This is a genomic window from Acinetobacter sp. YH12156, from assembly GCF_013418235.1.
GTDB classification, from domain to species: Bacteria; Pseudomonadota; Gammaproteobacteria; order Pseudomonadales; family Moraxellaceae; genus Acinetobacter; species Acinetobacter pseudolwoffii.
In genome coordinates this window covers 121,907-139,332 of the sequence record NZ_VPCL01000010.1, presented here as the reverse complement: position 1 = coordinate 139,332, position 17,426 = coordinate 121,907, and the positions used below count along the sequence as shown (strand labels likewise).

Genomic DNA, 17,426 nt, shown 5'->3' with positions numbered 1-17,426 from the left:
CGTCTTTTAAGGTAAATCTTGTTTTATGTATGAACCCTACCCTGTCCCCGAACTGGCACGTGAGCACAAAAGAATCCGTTACAGCAGTTTATGGGATTTTGCCAAACAGGATTTACGCTTACTGGCTTTTTTCCTGATCATCGCCAGCCTTATCGGTTTTGGGATTGGGTATTTCTGGATTTGTATCGTCATTGCCTTTGTGGCGTTCTTTAGCACCCAGATGCGCTCTTTATATCTGGTCAATGAATGGATTTCTAATCGCCCTTATGATGTTCCGCCGAATATCGGCGGGATTTGGGGCGCACTGTTATTTAATGTTTATCGCGCTCAGCGGCAGGAACGGATTGTTCAGGCAGAAATGGTGGAACTGATCGATCGAGCACAGTCTTCACTGGTGGCCTTGCAAGAAGCAGTGGTTTTAATTGATGAAAACCAGCAGATTGAATGGTGGAATCCAGCCGCCGAACGTCTACTCGGGATCTCCAGTGATGACCGTCGCCGTAATATTTTAACTTTGCTGCGCCAGCCGAGTTTTATTGAATATTATCATCATATTGATGAGTCACCGGATGGCCTGAAAATGAGATCTTCGCTGTTCGAAGATCATTATGTCCAGGTCAAAATGACCCGCTTTGGTGGAGAAAGCCGGGTACTGGTCGCCTATGATGTGACCCGGATGCACAATCTGGAACAGATGCGTAAAGATTTTGTCGATAATATTTCGCATGAGCTGCGCACGCCTTTGACCGTACTCAGTGGCTATATTGAAACCTTTACCGATCAGGAAGATATCAATCCGCGCTGGAAACGCGCCTTTGATCAGATGCAGTCGCAGACCCGACGCATGAACGCGCTGGTGAATGACCTGCTACTGCTGTCACGTCTGGAAAATGACAAAAATATTGCCAAAAACCAGATCATCGAAATGCCAAGTCTGATGAATCAGCTATTTGATGATGCACAGGCCTATAATATCGATTATGGTCATACCCTGAATCTGGACATTGACAGTCATTGCGATCTGATCGGTTCAGATATGGAACTGGCCAGCGCCTTTAGCAACCTGATCACCAATGCGATTAAATATACGCCTAAAGGTGGAATCATTACCATGGGGTGGCATGATGATGGTGAATCTGCCTATTTTGTAGTGGAAGATAACGGCATCGGAATTGATCCCAAACACTTGCCACGTCTGACCGAACGTTTTTACCGGATCGATTCAGACCGTAGCCGGCGCACCGGTGGCACCGGTTTAGGATTGGCAATTGTTAAGCATGTCCTGATGCAACATCAGGCACATCTCGAAATTGACTCCAAGGAAAACCAGGGTTCCACTTTTAAGGTAATTTTCCCCAAAGAACGTCTCAGCTTCCCGGACTAATCTCACAAAATCAAAAAAGGTGCCATCGGCACCTTTTCTTTTAAGCATTTAAGAGCTGATCTGTTTTTCCCTACTCAGTGCACGCGCATAGGCTGCACGTTGCGAGACCCGTTTCAGATAGGCCTGAATGGCCGGATAACTTTGGCCTGTCCGACTCTGCATCGCTTCCAAAGGAAAACTCATTTGAATATCGGCAAAACTGAAATGTCCGGCAAAATAATCATGCTCGCTCAAATAGCTTTCCAGAAACTGGATATGATCTTTTAAGCGGCTCTGTACAAACTGTTTCTTCACTCCATCACAGATTTTCTTGGCTACAGGCCGAATCAGCAACGGGGTATGTTTCGGTACAGTAGTCATCACCAGTTGCATCACCAGCAGCGGCATTAATGAACCTTCTGCATAATGCATCCAGTAACGGTACTGGGCCTTATCGGCAGGATCTTCTGGGCGAAACTGCTGCTGTTCATCATAGCTTTCCTGTAAATACTCCAGGATCGCCGCAGATTCCGCCAGTACCTGCTCCTGATCGGTCAGAATTGGTGCCTTACCCAAGGGATGAATCTGTTTTAAGGCCGGTGGCGCGGAAAGATTAGGCTGGCGCTGATAATATTGCACTTCATAATCCAGTCCTAACTCTTCCATTGCCCAGAGAATACGAAACGATCGTGATTGTTCGAGATGATGTAAAACACGCATATTAGACTCATGATTTTATTGTTCTTGCTTGCTGAGCATAGCAAAAAGCAGCGGAATGTAGCGCAATTTTTGATGACTGTAATGATCTGTTCCATAGGTTGCAGATTTGCCATTTTCAGTTCAAATCCGACAGGGTTCCATCCACCCCTGCAATTCTGATCATTTATCTGGAAGCACGCATCCGGTCTGGAAATGCGGGAGCTTCTAAACGTGGTCCATCATAGGCCGGAATCGAACCGAAGCGTTCATGGCCTTCAATCCATTCTTGCCGCGCAATTTTAAGTTCCTCGGTGGTACGTCCGACCAAATTCCACCACAGTAAAATCGGGCTTTCAAATGGTTCACCACCAATGAGTAGCACACGGCTCCCGGCATGAATATCAGCATTAACCTGCTCTAATCCCGGTTCAAGGATCAGCATGTTATCTTCCGTCAGTTCATGTCCATTAATGCTGGCCGTGCCCTCAAGTACCATAAAACCATATTCAAATTTTGGATTCAGGGCTAAGCGCGCACTGGTACTTTCTGCTGCATACAGGTCTACCCCGAGCAGTTCACTATGCACTTTTACCGGTGAAACGGTTTTTAAATATTCACCGACTAAGACGGTAAATTCGATGCCCTGATCATGCACTGCCGGCAATTCAGGATAATGCTCAAAAGCCGGTGCCATATTGATCTTGTCATCCGGTAAGGCAATCCATAACTGCGCCGCATGCATATGCGTTTCGCTTTCTGGAGAAACTTCCGTATGTGAAATGCCATAGCCCGAGGTCATCAGATTGACCTGTTTGGGACGAATCAGCTGCTGAGTACCTAAACTGTCATTGTGCATCATGGTGCCTTGCAGCATCCAGGTAAAAGTCTGCAGACCAATATGGGGATGTGGCCCAACATCTAGGCCATCTCCTTGTGGAAAGCTGGCCGGACCGGCATGATCCAGAAAACACCAGGCACCAATCATGCGTTTATGCCGGCTGGGCAAGGCACGTTTGATTACGGTACCCTGTCCGATTTCGGCACGGCGTAAAGGGAATTCCTGAATAAACTGATTGACATATTTTTCACAATCATCCGAATTGGACAGTTCAATATCACTATTATTCGACATGGCTGAGCTCACCTCGGCATTTTCATTCTAAATCTTAAATTATGTGAAACATTCTTCCCTTGGACTGCTGCAAGATGTCTCCCTATTCAGGACAATGTACAGGGTCTATTTGCAAAATCTATCTTTGGAAATATTTAGATACGTATAAAACCCTTAACATCGCTTGATCGATCTAACTCCTGTTCAAGCGATCAAACCTGAATTTCGCAGTGTAACAGCCTGAGTGGAAGTGGCTCAATGCTGATTAGGGTGCTCTCAAGCCTGCACTAGAAGCCATTTCGACATTGCTGGCCCAATTACCCAATGTTTCACGTGAAACGAATGATTTTAATTTAAAAATTAAAGCAATTAAAAATTATTTTTATGGATTTCAATCACTTTTGCAGCTAAAAAATATAATTTTTGTTACGTTTTAAAGTCAAATTTAAGTCAGATACCCAATTTTAGGGAGGTTATTTTTCATCCAATCACGGCATAATAGGCACCTATAAAAATAATACTGGACCAGGACATGTCTGCTCAGCATGAGAATATATATTCAACGGCGAATATATCTTTTCAAAACTCAACGACCGATAAATCACTGAAATTATCTGAATGTGATCTGCAAAACCGTCAGCTGATCGAACAGGCGCTGACAGATCCTCATGCTCGTATTCCTGCTCCATTTCAGCAATATTTTCATGATTATGTCTATACGCATAGTCATACTAATTTACGTCAAATTAACTATCTGGCACAAATTGCCTTTTTGCTGTATTTCTTTGCCGATATTCTGATTATTCCAGACATGTTTTTTATTTCTGGTCTGATACGCGTCATCTTGGTTCTAGGCGCTATGCTTTGCTGTTATTACTTGTTTAACACATATAAAAACATTCAGATTCTAGATAGAATCCTGCCGATCGCCACCACTGTGGCTGCAGCTGCATGGATTGGCCTGCTGGTGCTTTCAAGCAGCCCCCATGTTGCTACCTATATTTACGCCTCTGCGATCTTTATTCTCATCGCCAATCTGTGTATACAGACCCAATTTAAAGTTGCGGTCTATTGTTCCATCTTGATTGCCCTGTTTATCATGATTGGAGTGACCCAGTTAATGAGTGCATCTCAAGCCTTTATTTTTACTGTCGTGTTTAGTCCACTCTGGTTTTTTAGCATTTATATTAACTGGAATAACATTCTGAATGTACGGCGTTCCTTCCTGCGCTCTTTGCTGGACGAATGGAACTATCAAACCTTAAAAAATCTGGCACATACGGATGATTTGACCCAGTTATACAACCGCCGCCATTTTGTCGATATGGCTGAACGTTCTATTCATCAATGGCCCAAACATGCCAGCACCTGCCTGCTGATGTTTGATGTCGATCATTTTAAAAATATCAATGACAACTATGGGCATGACATCGGCGATCGCGTACTACAACTGATTGCTGAAGTCACCCGTAAAGAAATGCGCCATAGCGATGTACTTGCACGTTTTGGTGGTGAAGAGTTTATTGCTCTCTTGGAAGATACCCAGCTGCCAGACAGTCTGGTGATTGCAGAGCGAATTCGTTGTGCAATTCAGAAACAATTTGTTTATGCCAAACCGAACCAGCCCATTCGTTTTACCATTTCGATTGGTATAGCAGAACTGGAGTCGCCTACGCAAAAGCTGGAGGAGCTGATCAAGCAAGCCGATATCGCTTTATATCAGGCGAAAAAATCAGGCCGAAATCGGATTGAAGTTTATCATTCCAAAATGCTGGAAAAGCCCAAACCTGCTCCAGCCAATCCTTGGAATGCCTTTAAGCCCGTGACCCAGCAAGGTCATTCAAAGGCCAATCAAACCAAGCAGTTCTGGTCCGCCCTTTAAATAATGAAATCAGGAATATTAGTGAAAGCTTAAATTTTTATAAACTTTACATGGAAAAGTTGCATATTCTATCACGAAGAAAAAATCCTAATAAAAAAGAGCACCGAAGCGCTCTTTTTTATCGGGATATCTCCGATCAACCAGATATTTACTACGTGCATAGCGCTTGGCATCATTCAGGCAAGAAGCCGTGCTTCGTGAAATCCCTCACTGCCGCGAGCATAGCTCTTGGCGTAAAATCGGCTAAAAGCTATCGCTTTTAGAAATCCCGATTTTACTCCCATTCAATAGTTGCAGGTGGTTTAGACGATACGTCATACACAACACGAGAAACATCTTTAATTTCATTCATGATACGAGTCGAGATTTTATCGACTAGATCATAAGGAAGATGCGCGAAACGAGCAGTCATAAAGTCCACAGTTTCTACTGCACGCAGTGCAATTACCCATGCATAACGGCGACCATCACCGACAACACCGACAGATTTCACCGGCTGGAATACCGCAAATGCTTGAGCAGTCTTGTCATACCAACCGCTGGCACGAAGTTCCTGCATGAAAATGTCATCAGCAAGACGTAAAATGTCTGCATATTCTTTTTTCACTTCACCCAAGATACGCACACCTAGACCTGGGCCTGGGAATGGATGACGGTAAATCATGCTGTGTGGCAAGCCCAAAGTGGTACCCAATTTACGTACTTCATCTTTAAACAAGTCACGTAATGGTTCAACCAGTTCAAAAGCCAAGTCTGCTGGTAAACCACCCACGTTGTGGTGCGATTTAATCACATGTGCCTTGCCCTGTTTGCTTGCAGCAGATTCAATCACGTCTGGATAAATCGTACCTTGAGCCAGGAATTTTACCCCATCTAATTTACGTGCTTCTTCAGCAAAGACTGCAATAAACTCACGGCCAATAATTTTACGTTTTGCTTCAGGATCAACTTCGCCTGCAAGTGCAGTCAAGAAACGCTCTTCTGCAGCAGCACGGATAACACGAATCCCCATATTGTCAGCAAACATTTGCATCACTTGATCACCTTCGTTCAAACGAAGCAGACCATTGTCGACAAACACACATGTCAGCTGATCACCAATCGCTTTATGCAACAGCGCTGCAACGACAGATGAATCCACACCACCTGAAAGACCAAGTAATACTTTTTCATCACCGATCTGTTGGCGAAGCTGTTCTACACGTAGATCAATAATGTGTTCTGGCGTCCATAGACCGCGGCAACCACAAATTTGATGAACGAAGTTCGACAGTAATTCTGCCCCTTTAGAGGTATGTGTCACTTCAGGATGGAACTGAATACCATAGAAACCACGAGTTTCGTCAGACACCATCGCAATTGGACAGCTTGGAGTTTGTGCAGTGATCTGGAAGCCTTCTGGAATACGGGCAACCTTGTCACCATGACTCATCCAGACATGCAACTGGTTTTCACGGTCCTGTAAATTACCGATCAGCTTGTCACGTACCACGATATCAACTTCTGCATAACCGAACTCATGCACAGTACCTGGCTCGACTTTACCGCCAAGCTGTTCGCACATGGTTTGCAGGCCATAACAAATACCCAATACCGGTACACCGAGCTCGAATACCACTTGTGGCGCACGCGGGCTGCCTTCAAGGTGAACGCTCTCAGGTCCACCAGACAAGATGATACCGTTTGGATTAAATGCACGAATGTCTTCTTCAGACATATCATAGGCATACATTTCAGAATATACACCAGCTTCACGGACACGGCGTGCAATGAGCTGACTATATTGAGAACCGAAATCCAGAATCAGGATACGATCTTCAGTAATTTGAGTATTGGTAGTCATGACGAACAACTATGAAAGGCAAACGAAAGATAAGCGCCGTATTCTAGCATTTTTCTTGTGTTTAAGCACACTATTCCAATTGGTTTAAATATTAAACAGTTAAGAAATTTCAGAAAATAATGCCCTCATTTTTGACTGGTTCACAGGAGAGCAGAGTTTCGCTGCTTTTCTGTTCCAGCCAAATGAATGGTTTATTTCACGCGTTCAATCTGAATCACTTCAATATCGGTGGGTTTGTTGCGGTGCGTATCGACCTCGCCCCAGACTTCTACCCGATCGCCTGCTTTGAGTTTTAATCTTTTCCAGTGGTCGTCATCCACATCAATCATGATGCTGCCGGTTTTATCTCTTAATTCAAATTCGTCACTTTGTGCTGCACGCTGTTTGACGATCTGCCCCCTTAAGGTCACGCCAGTTTCATCTTTCATTTTATGTGCCTGAGCAATACTGACCACATTCCGTTTTGCTTCCTCCAGAATAGCCTGATCTGATTTAGCCCAAAGTGCCGGACTGGCAGCTGCCAGAACCAGTGTCGCCAGAATATATTTTTTCATGTGTGTTGACCTGCCATTTTTATGATGATTCCATGATCTAAACAGAAAGCAGAAATAGATGCCGCAGACGTTGTGTAACGCCATGATGAATTTGTGTCATCTGCTCAAAAAGCCCCAATAAAAATATGTTTATACGCTGATACATCCACTTTAAAAGTGAAGGGATTCGCCCGACAGCAGAAAAATAAGCCGCAAAATAGTCGACTTTTATTACTGACTTTATAGGTGATCGCTGTTAGGATTTGAGCACACTTTTGCTTGTACTGGGCTCATGGAACTGATTGATTTTATCTTGCATGTTGATGATCACTTGCTTGAATTTATCACCAATTACGGGATCTGGATTTATGCCATTCTTTTCCTGATTATCTTTGTGGAAACAGGTTTGGTGGTGATGCCGTTCTTGCCCGGCGACAGCTTGCTATTTGCAGCAGGTGCTTTGGCAGCGTCTACAGGTGTGATGGATCCCTGGGTACTGATTCCGCTTTTATTTGTTGCGGCAGTATTGGGCGATACCCTGAATTACCATATTGGCAAATATATCGGGCCGCGGGTTTTCGAGATTGAATCGCGCTTTATCAATAAAAAACATTTATTGGCGACCCAGCAATTCTTTGCCAGACATGGTGGTAAAACCATTATTTTTGCGCGTTTTGTGCCTTTTGCTCGTACCTTTGCACCTTTTGTCGCTGGTGCTGGCAGCATGAATTACAAATATTTCCTGAGCTATAATGTAGTAGGTGGATTTATCTGGATCAGCTCATTTGTCATTCTGGGCTATATGTTCGGTAATATGCCGATCGTCAAAGATAACTTCACCTATTTGATTTTCGGTATTATTATTTTAAGTGTCTTGCCAGGTGTGATCGGCTTTATTCAACAAAGACTCAAAAAAAGTAAAACAGCTTAAGATTTTTTATAGCCTGTGCATTTAATCCCAGAGCTTGATCAGTAATGGGATCAGACAAAGCAGTACAAACAGAGCCGAGCCTCTATAAATAAGGCCGGCTTTTATTTTTTCAGAGTGACTGCTCAAAATTGCCTGACCAAAGACCATCCAGAAAATCCCTACTGGAACGGTACTCAAGCAAAAGGCAGCAAACACCAGAACAAAGTTGGTCGGACTTTGCCAGGTTTCCATGGGTAAAATCCCGGAGGCCAACAATGCTGCTTTAGGATTGCTTAAGGTGACAGTAAACATTTGCCAGGGACGAATCTGCGGATGATTTTTGCTATAGCGTTCTAACTGCTGGGCCTTATATAAATGCAGCGTCATCCAGCCCACACAGATGGTACTCAGGACATACAACAAGCTTTTGAAATTTGGCCAGATCGGTAAAGCCAGATGAATCAACAAAGCCCAGACATTAATCGCATAAAAATAACCCATCAGAATGGCAGGAATATAAAGGCTGGTTTTGGCCTGACCCTGCTGATACGCAGAGCTGGCGACCAAGGCATTCGCCGGCCCTGGAATCATCAGAACGGCGATTAGCCCCAATATAAATAACCAATTTTCAATCATCGTGATGAACTATTCCGGGCCTAGCTTATAGCTTAATCAATATTCTCATGCCAGAACAGCTCTATAAATCTAGAATGCTGAGACGATACGCGCCATTTCAAGTGATATTAAGCGGAATATCAGCTCGGCTATTTTGAAAAAAGCATAAAAAATGCTGACCCAAGATCAGCATTTATGAAGAGATCAGGAATTGGTTATTTAGCAATATTCTGACGAACCACAATCGGACAATTTTTGTAACGAGCGGCCTGAATAATCGCTTCCTGTTCACCTAAAAGCCGCGCCAGTTCGGTTCGCTTGGTATTGGATGACTGTCCCATATTGACGGAAACACTCGGACCAATCCCCCAACCACCGCGACTGCCCCAGCCACCACCCAGACCGACGCCCACACCTACACCCGTACGTTTTGGTGCTTCCACGCCATTGTCGATATATTTCTGAATACGGTTATATTCGCCTTGTAGCTGCTGACAACCCAAGGTCTGATACTGGGTCGGGGACACATAGGTGGGTTTCACCGTTGTTGCACAAGCACTCAGCAATGCAAGTGCTGCAATACTCAGGCTTAATTTCACAAGTTTCATAGTTAACTCGATCTTAGTTCTGCTCTATCTCATTGAACAACGATTGATAGGCCTGAGTCAATTTATGATCAGTAGCCAAATGAATCAGGGGCTGATTTTTATGATGAGATTCTTTCATTAAGATGGAGGGCGGTAACATACTATTGAGTACGGGCAATCCTTCATCTTTCAGTTGCTGCACCACTTCACGCGGTAATCTGGCCTGTGCCTGAAACTGATTCACCACAATACCTTCAATTTCCAGTCTTTCATTATGGTCATCTTGGGTTTCAATGACATTTTCAATCAGGGTCTGTAAGGCGCGTTTAGAAAACACATCACAGTCAAATGGAATCAGCACGCGGTCTGCCGCAATCAAAGCTGACAGTGTAAAGAAATTAAACGCCGGTGGGGTATCAATAAACACCCGATCATATTGCCCGGACAATTGTTGTAAAGCATCTCGCAGTTTGTAGATTTTATGCTTGGACTCCAGTGCATGTGCCAAAGCGCCCAGTGTCGGGCTGGCTGGAATCACATCCAGATACTTAAAGGGAGACTGATGCACATAACTTTCCAGACCTTTGCTACGGCTTTTCAAAATCGAGCCAATTGCATTGCCGAGCAAGCCTTTACTTTGCTGATTGCCCAGCACATTTTCAAAATAGTTTTCAATATTCGGTTCTAATGCCGGCTTGTCACTTGAATAGGTCGCATCGTCACCTAATACGTATTGACTGGAATTGGCTTGTGGATCCAGATCAATGAGTAAAGTTTTTAAACCCTGATGTGCGCTGATCGCGGCCAGATTAACGGTAATACTGGACTTACCCACCCCACCTTTTTGATTAAATACCACACGTGTATGCATGTCCCCTCCTATTATTTTTAACTACTTTTATCACACTTGTATTTTTTAATTATTCACATAGGCAGACTGCGCTTGAAGTCACAGCCTGCTTGCTTTTAGCCAAAATTCGGCTTGATCACCACCAAGATCAAAATAGAAACCAATGAAACTACCGCAATAAATAAGCCAGCCCGGCGTTGTGCCAGCAAGATTGAATCATCTTTTTTATAGGCTTTAGCTAAAGAGGATACCAGCACAAAAAATAAAATAACCTTGGCATAAAACCAGGGTTGCACATCAAAATCCTTGATCACCAATGACACAATACCTGTAAACGCGATCACCGTAATGGCCAGATGCTGTAAAGCCACCAGCGCAATTCGTGCCTTTGGATTCGGTAGGTTGCCTTGTGTACCAATAAACAAAGTCAAGGCACGGGCGAGAATGGCGACAATCGCTAATCCTGCTGCTGACATATGAATAATTTTGACTAAAAGTTGAGTTTCCATCATTTCCTCTTAGTTTTTTGGTGCATGTGCACAAGCTGGACTGGTCGTGTCCTGCCCTGCCCATTCTTCAGGCAAAAATGCGTGGATTGCCAGCGCATGAATCTTGTCTTTGGCCAGTAAATCACCAGCAGCAGCATAGACTTTCTGATGACGCTGGACTGGACGTAAACCGGCAAAGGCCTGACTGACAATCACAGTTTTAAAATGAGACTCTTTTCCAGGGAAATAACCGCCATGACCCGAAGATTCATTCACCACGTCTAAATGGGTCGGAGATAATTGTGCTAAACGATCTTTCAGTTGTTGTTCTAAGCTCATGGCCTGACTCCAATCTTTGAAAATATAAAGTCAGTATACCTTGTTCTGCTGAGTATTTTGGTAATCTGTTACAGCGCAATCTGTTGATTGTGGCGAAGTTTCATGAATTCCCACATGAATATTGGTGATTTATTGTCTGGTCTAAAATATTTTGCTTTTATTTTATGCAATTGATACAAGATTTTTAACAAAGGTGTTGACCACATTTTTTCATGCTGTATTATACACGGCATGCGGGAATAGCTCAGTTGGTAGAGCATAACCTTGCCAAGGTTGGGGTCGGGAGTTCGAGTCTCCTTTCCCGCTCAAAATTTTTTCATTTAGTTTTTTCATTTAAAAAACTTTATAGACTCCGCGGGAATAGCTCAGTTGGTAGAGCATAACCTTGCCAAGGTTGGGGTCGGGAGTTCGAGTCTCCTTTCCCGCTCCAGATTCAAAAAGCCCTCATCGAAAGATGGGGGCTTTTTTATTGTTGATTTTATTATATTTTTAAAAATCCCCCTTCCTTTGTTATTCAATTCAATAAAAAATATTCTTAATGTAATTTATATTTTGTGACCAAGATGTGACCATGGCGTGCCCACGACCTTATCCGTTGTTCTGAACTGTAATTACGCTCCACTGGTCAAGAATGTGACGGATTATACCGAAGAAGAATATCAGTCCATTCGGACAGAGTTACTCCGTAATACGCATGGTCAAAATCATTGGTTTATGATTGCCCATTTACTGGGTCACATTGACCCTACAGAAACCTTTAAAAGCTATATTCATCTGAGCTACCTGATCGCTGGGCATAAAATACTGCAATATCATCCAGACATAGATACTCAATTAGTAAAGAAGATGATGGGCTACCTACCTTCTTTCAAATTTTTAAACACAGTAAAAGATACTGCTCCATTCAATTTTGAAAAGCATGCTATTCATTTAAGTCAGGAGTTACTCAACGACCAAACTGACTGGTTAAAAAGTAACATAGAAGACATTCTGGATGAGGTTTCATTTAACTCACAGCCTCATGATTTTTCTAAATATTTCGCAGGAACAAAGGAATCCAAAATCTCATTTGCATGGTTTTTTAAGTGCCTAAATTTACTGGAAATTCATCATGATCCAGATCAGGTCTCACAGGAAATGAGCTTACCTATAGAACTGGTTGAGTACTGGTATAAAAATGCCAAACAACTGGGCCAACTCAAGTCTCAAAAAAACAACCCAAGATTATTTGATCTCAACAACACGAATCATCTTGATAAACCTTTAAAACCCGCCATGATTGATACCATTGAAGAGTGCACAGCAAGGAACTATTTCTTTGAAAATATTCAAAATATCTTTGAAAAAAAGCCAGATCAAATAAAAGTGGTGCTTGAGACATTTTTAAGTCGTGTTACGGTTTCGCATACTGGCATTCATTATCGATGGAATAAAATCGATCAATTGGAATCATTTTATTCCAAGGTAAAAGACCTGTTTCCCCATCAATTTTGGCATTTGCTTGGACAAGACTTGGTACAATTGCTAGATAAAAAGAAACAGCCTTTATTACTGAAGCTGGCTAAATCGAGCACAACAGAGCATCCTAAGACTCAAGAAGATTATGTTCGTCTCCAGCTTTACTCAACAAAAGATGCCAAAGCACTGGCCGCATTTAAATTCTGTTTACATTTAGCCTGTATCGGTAGACCACGATCTCTTGAACTTAAAGCTGAAGGTCTAAAAATAACTACATGCTGTTAAATAATTTAACCGTTGCTTCTTTATGTAAAGCCAAATTTAATATATTTAGTAAAAATTGAGTATCTGATCAACGATAATTAAATAGTATAAACTCTATGAATTAGCAGCGTCTGGAACAGGGATCGATCATGCATACAACATCAGAAAAAACTGCAAAACAGAAAATGATATTAGCTAAGGCAGTCTTAGCTGCTGCTGAACGACTTGGTCTTGCACAGGATCAACTAGCCTTAATACTCAGTATAGATTCGGTGAAAGCTTTAACTTCTCTTGAATTAGATCCCACTTCAAAACAGGGAGAAATCGCCCTCACTTTAATCCGTATTACCACATCATTAGATGCTCTGACAGGTGGGGATACAGCCTGGATGCAGCATTTTATGAAATCACCCAATAAATTGATGAATGGCATTCCAATAGAACAGATTCAGAACCCTCAGGGATTGGCCTCTGTTTTACAATTGGTGGAAGGTCTTCGGGCTAAACTTTAAGATAAGCAAATTATTAGGCTATACACAGAAAAGTCTTTCAGAAAAGACTAAAGTGAATAAAACAACAATTTCAGAGATAGAGAATGGTCATTTTACAGGTTCATTTGACATATTTGAACGTGTGCTTGATGGCATGGGTTTACAATTCGAAGTGAATAAAAAAAGTTTAACTTGCCCCAATGGGATGAAATTGAAGAAATATTTGCGGAATATGATGAATAAATTAGATTAGATCTATGTTCACATTTGATATCTACACCTAATAATGTAGGCATAGTTCCAATGGTCAGCGCTCTCCATTAGATTATGAAAAGACCCATCAAAAGATTAATACCAGTCAGTTAAGGAAATTTGGATGAAAAAAAATCTAAATTTCCTTATATTTGAATTTAAATTGATCTAAATTTATGTCTTAATTGAGCATAATTTTAGTTTTTCAATTCTTAACTGACCGGCATTGTGGTAGGTATCGGGCTTTCATAATTCAATTTAGGAAGCGAGCAAATTGCGCAAGACATAGTGCAAGATACCACCGGCCTTAAAGTATTCCACCTCATTCAAGGTATCAATACGACACAACACTTGAAAATGGCTACACGTACCATCGGTATGTTGCACATCTACTTTCAGCATTTGATGCGGATGAATATCATCAGACAAGCCTAAAATTGACAGTGTTTCATGGCCCGTTAGGTTCAAGATCTGCCGGTTTTGACCCTCTACAAACTGTAAAGGTAACACCCCCATGCCAACCAGATTGGAACGGTGAATCCGCTCAAAACTTTCAGCAATCACCGCTTTCACCCCCAACAGGTTGGTGCCTTTGGCCGCCCAGTCACGTGAAGAACCGGTACCATATTCTTTCCCAGCAATCATTACGAGTGGGGTTTGTTCTGCCTGATAGCGCATTGCCGCATCATAAATCGAGAGTTTTTCTGCACTTGGAATATGCAGGGTATTGCCACCCTCCTCGCCACCCAGCATTTCGTTTTTGATGCGGATATTGGCAAAGGTACCTCGCATCATCACTTCATGGTTGCCACGGCGGGAACCATAAGAGTTAAAGTCTTTTACCTCAACCCCCTGTTGCTGCAAATATCGGCCGGCCGGACTATCTTTTTTGATATTACCCGCCGGGGAAATATGGTCCGTTGTGACTGAATCGCCTAATATAGCTAAAATCCGTGCCTGTTTGATCGGCTGAATTGGTCGCACCGGCTGATCAATTTTTGCAAAAAAGGGAGGATGCCGGATATAGGTTGATTGTTCATCCCAAGCATAGGTTTGACTTTGTGGAATCTGGATCGCTTTCCACTTGGCATCGCCTTCAAACACTTCCGCATATTCTTTCTGGAACATCTCGGTATTCACGTTCTGTAGTGCGGCATCAATTTCCATCTGTGTCGGCCAGATATCTTTTAAATAAACTGCTTGGCCATCAAAACCTTCACCTATCGGCTCAGCAGTGAGATCAGTTCGAATATTCCCGACCAGACCATAGGCAACTACTAAGGGTGGCGAGGCGAGCCAGTTGGTTTTCACCAAAGGATGCACTCGTCCTTCAAAGTTACGGTTTCCGGAAAGTACTGAGGCTACATTCAAATCGAAACATTGCACAGCTTCTTCAATCGCTTCAGGTAAAGGTCCCGAATTACCAATACAGGTGGTACAACCATAACCCACCAGGTTATAACCCAGTTGATTCAAATAAGGCGTCAACCCTGCTGCATTGAGATAATCGGTAACTACTTTGGAACCTGGAGCCAGTGAACTTTTCACCCAGGGTTTCCGCTGCAAACCTTTTTCGATTGCCTTTTTGGCCAATAGCCCTGCTGCCAACATGACACTGGGATTCGAAGTATTGGTACAGGAGGTAATCGCTGAAATCACCACATCACCATGCTGCAACGGATATTTTTTACCCTCAATCATACAAAAAACATTTTCATGTGGCAGGTTGGCCTGTTTTGCTTCAACAGCCGTACCTCCCCCTCCTTCATTTTCCAGACGCTCTTTTTCTTCTTTGACCGGTTTCAAGGTCAGATCCATGAAGGCATCAAAGGTTTTCGGCACTTGTGACAATAGCACACGATCCTGCGGACGTTTCGGACCTGCCAGACTGGCTTCTACCGTCGACATATCTAAAGCCAGCGTATCGGTGAAGACGGGTTCATCCCCCGGATTACGCCATAATCCTTGCAACTTGCTATAGGCCTCTACCAAGGCAATTCTTTCCGGCTGACGTCCGGTTAAACGTAAATAGGAAAGCGTTACCTCATCAACCGGGAAAAAGCCACAGGTAGCGCCATATTCGGGTGCCATATTGGCAATAGTGGCACGGTCAGCCAAGGGTAAATCGGCCAGACCATCGCCATAAAATTCGACAAATTTTCCAACTACGCCTTTTTGGCGCAGCATCTGGGTAATGGTCAGCACCAGATCAGTTGCTGTAATACCTTCTTTGAGTTTACCTATGAGCTTAAAGCCGATCACTTCTGGAATCAGCATGGAGATCGGTTGGCCCAGCATGGCCGCTTCCGCTTCGATGCCGCCCACTCCCCAACCTAACACGCCTAAGCCATTGATCATGGTGGTATGTGAATCGGTACCGACTAAGGTATCAGGAAAGGCAAAGCGCTGCCCATCGACCTCATTGCTCCAAACTACTTGTGCCAGATGTTCCAGATTAACCTGATGGCAAATCCCGGTTCCTGGCGGCACCACGCGAAACTGATTGAGCGCAGCCTGCCCCCAACGTAGAAACTGGTAGCGCTCGCCATTGCGTTGCATCTCAATGGCGACATTCTGCTCAAAAGCTTGCGGGCTGGCAAAGTAATCGACCATCACCGAGTGATCGATGACCAAATCCACCGGTGACAACGGATTAATTTTTTCCGGGTCACCACCGGCTTTGGCCACCGCTGCACGCATCGCGGCAAGATCAACCACTGCGGGAACACCGGTAAAATCCTGCATCAGCACCCGTGCCGGACGATACTGGATTTCCTGTTCTGAGGTTTGGTTGTTTAACCACCCTGCCAGCGCATGAATATGCTCGGTTTTCACCGTGAGCTGATCTTCAAAACGTAGTAAATTTTCCAGCAAGACTTTTAAAGATTTTGGCAGCCGGGACAGGTCGCCCAATTGCGCTTGCAATTTGGACAGGTTGAAAATCTGATAGTGTTCTGAACCGACGGTCAATGTTTCTAAGGTATTAAAACTATTGATATCACTATACTTGGCCATCTAGTTTCCCTCCGGCTTAAGATGTTATTTTTATGATCACAGTCAACCACTTCTTTACTTACTGTATGCCAACTGCGCGGCGGGTTTGTTATTATTTATTATCGGATTGCGCTAGGTAGTTAAATGCAGGGCTGCCAGGAATTTTTGCCAGAGAGTTGTCGACAGTTCAGATCCGGCATCGACAATCTTTCTGCCAATTCCGTAAGGAGATAAGTTAAATTGAACCGCGTATTTTAACTGTATTTTCAGAATGATTTCAGATCACTACGTAGCTAGGGCTGTTTTACAGATCGAAATAATAAAATCATAAATGCTTTTCAAAAAAAAGAAACTAATATGTTTCTTATAGAACCTAAAAGAAATAAATGTGTCTACAATGAATGAATCTTTACTTCAGCAAATCAAAAAAAGACGAACCCTATTGGGCTTAAAGCAAGTTAATATGCAATCCCGTACAGGCATTTCAAGACAGCAGTACCAAAAACTGGAAAGTCAGGGTAATCCACGATTAGAGACCTTAGAAATTATCGCGGCAGGATTAAATGCTCAACTGATGCTCATTCCAGATGATAAAGTTCATTTAATCAGACAATTATTGAATGATGAAATTAAAATCACGATCGAAGATCAGGATGACTTAATGACCAACCCATGGAAGGGTCTTCTCGGAGATGAGGAATCATAAATCCTCTTAACGAGGTATTTTACCGGGTACTGACCATTATT

General features: G+C 43.1%; 15 protein-coding genes, 2 tRNA genes and 2 pseudogenes. 9 read left to right on the top strand and 10 right to left on the bottom strand.

Going from position 1 to position 17,426, the window contains the following annotated elements:
* The first annotated feature begins 25 nt into the window (after window positions 1-25).
* Window positions 26-1,384, top strand: coding sequence for a phosphate regulon sensor histidine kinase PhoR (phoR, locus tag FTU87_RS09705; protein WP_074383705.1), 1,359 nt, complete (start codon window positions 26-28; stop codon window positions 1,382-1,384).
* A gap of 48 nt (window positions 1,385-1,432) precedes the next feature.
* Here phoR and FTU87_RS09700 read toward each other — a convergent pair whose 3' ends face one another.
* Window positions 1,433-2,083: a glutathione S-transferase family protein gene (locus FTU87_RS09700; RefSeq protein ID WP_180076447.1), complete on the bottom strand. Its 651-nt coding sequence runs from the start codon at window positions 2,081-2,083 to the stop codon at window positions 1,433-1,435.
* A gap of 163 nt (window positions 2,084-2,246) precedes the next feature.
* A complete protein-coding gene (locus tag FTU87_RS09695; protein WP_180097175.1) occupies window positions 2,247-3,194 on the bottom strand; it encodes a pirin family protein in 948 nt (315 codons plus the stop codon).
* Window positions 3,195-3,705: 511 nt separating this feature from the next.
* On the opposite strand from FTU87_RS09695, the gene FTU87_RS09690 reads away from it, so the two are divergent.
* Window positions 3,706-5,055: a GGDEF domain-containing protein gene (locus tag FTU87_RS09690; RefSeq protein WP_159138891.1), complete on the top strand. Its 1,350-nt coding sequence runs from the start codon at window positions 3,706-3,708 to the stop codon at window positions 5,053-5,055.
* Between the two features lie 274 nt (window positions 5,056-5,329).
* Here FTU87_RS09690 and guaA read toward each other — a convergent pair whose 3' ends face one another.
* Both guaA and FTU87_RS09680 read right to left on the bottom strand, forming a co-directional pair.
* The gene (guaA, locus tag FTU87_RS09685; RefSeq protein WP_005094597.1) at window positions 5,330-6,898 is read right to left on the bottom strand and encodes a glutamine-hydrolyzing GMP synthase; all 1,569 of its coding nucleotides are present in this window, start codon (window positions 6,896-6,898) and stop codon (window positions 5,330-5,332) included.
* Window positions 6,899-7,089: 191 nt separating this feature from the next.
* Complete coding sequence (locus FTU87_RS09680) at window positions 7,090-7,452, bottom strand: NirD/YgiW/YdeI family stress tolerance protein (RefSeq protein ID WP_005094599.1); 363 nt, start codon at window positions 7,450-7,452, stop codon at window positions 7,090-7,092.
* 271 nt (window positions 7,453-7,723) lie between these two features.
* Between FTU87_RS09680 and FTU87_RS09675 the strand changes: the two genes are divergently transcribed.
* Window positions 7,724-8,362, top strand: a complete 639-nt coding sequence (locus FTU87_RS09675; protein WP_074383709.1) for a DedA family protein — start codon at window positions 7,724-7,726, stop codon at window positions 8,360-8,362.
* 21 nt (window positions 8,363-8,383) lie between these two features.
* On the opposite strand, the gene FTU87_RS09670 is transcribed toward FTU87_RS09675, so the two are convergent.
* The 5 genes from FTU87_RS09670 to FTU87_RS09650 all read right to left on the bottom strand — a co-directional run bounded on the left by FTU87_RS09670 (window position 8,384) and on the right by FTU87_RS09650 (window position 11,220).
* Entirely contained in the window at window positions 8,384-8,977 is a 594-nt protein-coding gene (locus FTU87_RS09670; protein WP_180097173.1) for a threonine transporter RhtB, read from the bottom strand.
* A gap of 194 nt (window positions 8,978-9,171) precedes the next feature.
* Window positions 9,172-9,564 carry a hypothetical protein gene (locus FTU87_RS09665; protein ID WP_180097171.1) on the bottom strand — a complete coding sequence of 131 codons (393 nt, stop codon included), beginning with the start codon at window positions 9,562-9,564 and terminating at the stop codon, window positions 9,172-9,174.
* Window positions 9,565-9,577: 13 nt separating this feature from the next.
* Window positions 9,578-10,414 carry a ParA family protein gene (locus FTU87_RS09660; protein WP_005094607.1) on the bottom strand — a complete coding sequence of 279 codons (837 nt, stop codon included), beginning with the start codon at window positions 10,412-10,414 and terminating at the stop codon, window positions 9,578-9,580.
* Between the two features lie 95 nt (window positions 10,415-10,509).
* Window positions 10,510-10,902, bottom strand: a complete 393-nt coding sequence (locus FTU87_RS09655) for a SirB2 family protein (RefSeq protein WP_180097169.1) — start codon at window positions 10,900-10,902, stop codon at window positions 10,510-10,512.
* Between the two features lie 9 nt (window positions 10,903-10,911).
* Window positions 10,912-11,220, bottom strand: a complete 309-nt coding sequence (locus FTU87_RS09650) for a BolA family transcriptional regulator (RefSeq protein WP_005094610.1) — start codon at window positions 11,218-11,220, stop codon at window positions 10,912-10,914.
* Between the two features lie 233 nt (window positions 11,221-11,453).
* Here FTU87_RS09650 and FTU87_RS09645 point away from each other — a divergent pair.
* The 5 genes and pseudogenes from FTU87_RS09645 to FTU87_RS09625 all read left to right on the top strand — a co-directional run bounded on the left by FTU87_RS09645 (window position 11,454) and on the right by FTU87_RS09625 (window position 13,676).
* A tRNA-Gly gene (locus FTU87_RS09645) sits at window positions 11,454-11,526 on the top strand.
* Window positions 11,527-11,574: 48 nt separating this feature from the next.
* Window positions 11,575-11,650, top strand: a tRNA-Gly gene (locus FTU87_RS09640).
* Between the two features lie 155 nt (window positions 11,651-11,805).
* Window positions 11,806-12,963 (top strand): annotated as a pseudogene (locus FTU87_RS09635) (site-specific integrase); the annotation flags it as partial.
* A gap of 128 nt (window positions 12,964-13,091) precedes the next feature.
* Window positions 13,092-13,454: an MbcA/ParS/Xre antitoxin family protein gene (locus FTU87_RS09630; RefSeq protein WP_159138894.1), complete on the top strand. Its 363-nt coding sequence runs from the start codon at window positions 13,092-13,094 to the stop codon at window positions 13,452-13,454.
* A pseudogene (locus FTU87_RS09625) lies at window positions 13,414-13,676 on the top strand (helix-turn-helix domain-containing protein). Before FTU87_RS09630 ends, FTU87_RS09625 begins: the two are co-directional and overlap by 41 nt.
* A gap of 267 nt (window positions 13,677-13,943) precedes the next feature.
* Here FTU87_RS09625 and acnA read toward each other — a convergent pair.
* Window positions 13,944-16,700, bottom strand: a complete 2,757-nt coding sequence (gene acnA, locus FTU87_RS09620) for an aconitate hydratase AcnA (protein ID WP_180097167.1) — start codon at window positions 16,698-16,700, stop codon at window positions 13,944-13,946.
* A gap of 376 nt (window positions 16,701-17,076) precedes the next feature.
* On the opposite strand from acnA, the gene FTU87_RS09615 reads away from it, so the two are divergent.
* A complete protein-coding gene (locus tag FTU87_RS09615; RefSeq protein WP_005173768.1) occupies window positions 17,077-17,385 on the top strand; it encodes a helix-turn-helix transcriptional regulator in 309 nt (102 codons plus the stop codon).
* Window positions 17,386-17,426 lie beyond the last annotated feature (41 nt).

Coding starts and splice junctions, on each gene's coding strand:
- FTU87_RS09660 (WP_005094607.1), bottom strand. CDS start 10,414: ATGCATACACGTGTGGTATTTAATCAAAAAGGTGGGGTGGGTAAGTCC.
- FTU87_RS09650 (WP_005094610.1), bottom strand. CDS start 11,220: ATGAGCTTAGAACAACAACTGAAAGATCGTTTAGCACAATTATCTCCG.
- FTU87_RS09670 (WP_180097173.1), bottom strand. CDS start 8,977: ATGATTGAAAATTGGTTATTTATATTGGGGCTAATCGCCGTTCTGATG.
- phoR (WP_074383705.1), top strand. CDS start 26: ATGTATGAACCCTACCCTGTCCCCGAACTGGCACGTGAGCACAAAAGA.
- FTU87_RS09655 (WP_180097169.1), bottom strand. CDS start 10,902: ATGGAAACTCAACTTTTAGTCAAAATTATTCATATGTCAGCAGCAGGA.
- guaA (WP_005094597.1), bottom strand. CDS start 6,898: ATGACTACCAATACTCAAATTACTGAAGATCGTATCCTGATTCTGGAT.
- FTU87_RS09675 (WP_074383709.1), top strand. CDS start 7,724: ATGGAACTGATTGATTTTATCTTGCATGTTGATGATCACTTGCTTGAA.
- FTU87_RS09665 (WP_180097171.1), bottom strand. CDS start 9,564: ATGAAACTTGTGAAATTAAGCCTGAGTATTGCAGCACTTGCATTGCTG.
- FTU87_RS09700 (WP_180076447.1), bottom strand. CDS start 2,083: ATGCGTGTTTTACATCATCTCGAACAATCACGATCGTTTCGTATTCTC.
- FTU87_RS09615 (WP_005173768.1), top strand. CDS start 17,077: ATGAATGAATCTTTACTTCAGCAAATCAAAAAAAGACGAACCCTATTG.
- acnA (WP_180097167.1), bottom strand. CDS start 16,700: ATGGCCAAGTATAGTGATATCAATAGTTTTAATACCTTAGAAACATTG.
- FTU87_RS09630 (WP_159138894.1), top strand. CDS start 13,092: ATGCATACAACATCAGAAAAAACTGCAAAACAGAAAATGATATTAGCT.
- FTU87_RS09680 (WP_005094599.1), bottom strand. CDS start 7,452: ATGAAAAAATATATTCTGGCGACACTGGTTCTGGCAGCTGCCAGTCCG.
- FTU87_RS09695 (WP_180097175.1), bottom strand. CDS start 3,194: ATGTCGAATAATAGTGATATTGAACTGTCCAATTCGGATGATTGTGAA.
- FTU87_RS09690 (WP_159138891.1), top strand. CDS start 3,706: ATGTCTGCTCAGCATGAGAATATATATTCAACGGCGAATATATCTTTT.